The sequence below is a fragment of the Streptomyces alkaliphilus genome (assembly GCF_014141535.1).
Lineage (GTDB): Bacteria > Actinomycetota > Actinomycetes > Streptomycetales > Streptomycetaceae > Streptomyces > Streptomyces alkaliphilus.
On record NZ_VKHT01000776.1, the window covers coordinates 1 to 2476 of the forward strand.

General features: G+C 76.2%; 1 protein-coding gene. It reads right to left on the reverse strand.

Annotated elements, in window-relative coordinates; genetic code table 11:
• Positions 1-180: 180 nt before the first annotated feature.
• The coding region (gene tmk / locus FNQ90_RS19640) for a dTMP kinase (protein WP_182607574.1) at positions 181-2476 on the reverse strand (2296 nt) is incomplete at its 5' end.

A 2476-nucleotide genomic window follows, 5' to 3' on the forward strand; every position in this document is an offset into this window, starting at 1 on the left:
CCCCATACCCGCCAGATGTATCGTCCACTGTCCTTTATGTGCATTGATATGAGGGTATGTCGGCCGGTTCGCCCCCCGGTTTCACCCGGAGGACGGAACGGGAGGGGCCGGTGGGAATCCCTCGGATTCCCACCGGCCCCGGTGACCGTCGTTCGGCTTCCGCCACGCGCTCCGGCGCGCTCAGCGCCCGCCGCGCCCCGGGCGTCGGTTCCCGTTCCCCTCGTCCTCGCCGCTGTAGGGGCCCAGGAGTTCGTCCGCGAGGGTCGGCACGTCGTCCAGCGGGGTCTCCTCCGCCCAACTCGGCCGCCGCCGCTTGCGGTGACGGTCCGACGCCTCGTCCCGCGGCTTCTCCGGATCCTCGACGACCGGCAGGCGGGCGGTCTCGTCCACGGCGGGAGGGTCGTCCACCGGCGAGACCTGCGGCAGCACGGCCGTCTCGTCGTTGGGCGAGACGACCCGCTCGTCGCTGCCGGGCGGAACGGGCAGGGTCCGGGTGTCCTCCTCCAACTGCGGGAGCTGGGTCGTCTCCTCGGAGGCCCGACGCTCCTCCTCGGCGCGCCGCCTCTCCTCCTCACGGCGACGACGCTCGGCCTCCTCGGCCGCCCGACGCTCCTCCTCGGCCCGGCGGGCCCGCTCCTCCTCCTCGAGCCGCGCGCGTTCCTCCGCCTCGCGACGCTTCCGCTCGGCCTCGGCGCGCAGCAGGGCCTCCTCGGCCTTGCGCTGCTTCTCGCGCCGGCGCTCCTCGGCCTCCGCGCGCAGCCGCTCCTCTTCCTCCTTCTGCCGCCGCAGCCGCTCCTGCTCCTCGAGCCGCGCGCGTTCCTCGGCCTCGCGTCGGAGCCGCTCCTCCTCTTCCCGCTGTCGGCGCTGCCGCTCCTCCTCCTCGAGCCGGAGCCGCTCCTCCTCGGCCTTGCGCTCCTCCTCGGCGCGGCGGCGCTCCTCCTCCTCGCGCCGCTTGCGCTCCTCCTCCTCGGCCCGCAGTCGGGCCAGGGTCTCCTGGCGCTCGCGCTCGAGCCGCTCCTCTTCCTCCTTGCGGCGGCGCTCCTCCTCCTCGCGCCGCTTGCGCTCCTCCTCGGCCTTCCGCCGCGCCTCCTCCCGGGCGCGGATCTCGGCCTCGGAGAGCGGCAGCAGCCGGTCGAGGTGGTGACGGGCGGTGGTGGTCACCGTCTCCGGGTCGCGACCGGCGTCGACGACGAGGTAGCGGGTGGGATCGGCGGCGGCCAGCGTCAGGAACCCGGCCCGCACCCGGGCGTGGAACTCGGCGGACTCGGACTCCAGGCGGTCCGGCGCCTCGGTGAAGCGCTCGCGGGCGGTCTCCGGGGAGACGTCCAACAGGATCGTCAGGTCCGGCACCAACCCGTCGGTGGCCCAGCGGGAGATCCGGGCGATCTCCGTGGCGGACAACTGCCGACCGGCGCCCTGGTAGGCGACGGAGGAGTCGGTGTACCGGTCGCTGATCACCACGGCGCCGCGGGCCAGGGCGGGCCGGATGACGCTCTCCACGTGCTCGGCGCGGTCCGCCGCGTAGAGCAGGGCCTCCGCCCGGTCGGAGAGGCCGGAGGAGGAGACGTCCAACAGGATGGTCCGCAGTCGCCGGCCCAGCGGGGTGGCGCCGGGCTCGCGGGTGACCACGACCTCGTGACCCTTGCCCCGGATCCACTCGGCCAGCGCCTCCACCTGCGTGGACTTGCCGGCGCCGTCACCGCCCTCCAGGGCGATGAAGAACCCGGAGCCGGCGGGTGCCTCGGTGGGGCGCGGCGGGCGCACGGCGTCCCGCAGCTCGGTGCGCAGGGAGACCCCGCGCCGGTCGTCCACGCCGCGCAGCAGCAGGGCGGCGACCGGCAGCAGCAGGGCGCCGATGATCATCAGGGTGAAGGCGGCGCCACCGTGTGCGATGACGAAGTCGCCCCGCTCGACCCGGTGGCTGCCGATGAGGGCGGCGATCACCGGGGCGAGGACGGCCGCGACCGCGACCGCGATGCGCACCACCGCGTGCAGGTGGCGGGTCAGGCGGGGGCGCCGACCCTCCTCGGCCTCCTGGTCCAGGAGTGCGCGACCGGTGCGGGCGGCGACGCCGGCGGCCAGGCCGGTGAAGAGGGCGCAGGCCAGGGCGGTGGCGGCGTCGGGGACGATGCCGAGGGCGAACACGCCGACGCCCACGGCCGCCACGGCCAGGGCCGGCACCCGGCGTCGACCCACGCTCGGCAGCACCGCGGGGGCCAGACGGATGCCGCCGAGCACACCGGCGGTGAGCGCGAGGACCGTCAGGCCGAAGTGGACGGGGCCGCCGCCCAGTCCCAGGGAGTGCGGGTAGGCCAGCGCCACCGCCGCGGCGACGGCCGCGGCCACGGCGGCGCAGCCGAGCACCAGCATCGGCACGGCACCGGTGCGGCCCCGGTCGGGGGCCCCGGCCTTCCCGTCACCGGCCCCCCCGGCGGGGGCGTCGGTGGGCCGGCGCCAACCGGCCAGCGGGGAGCGG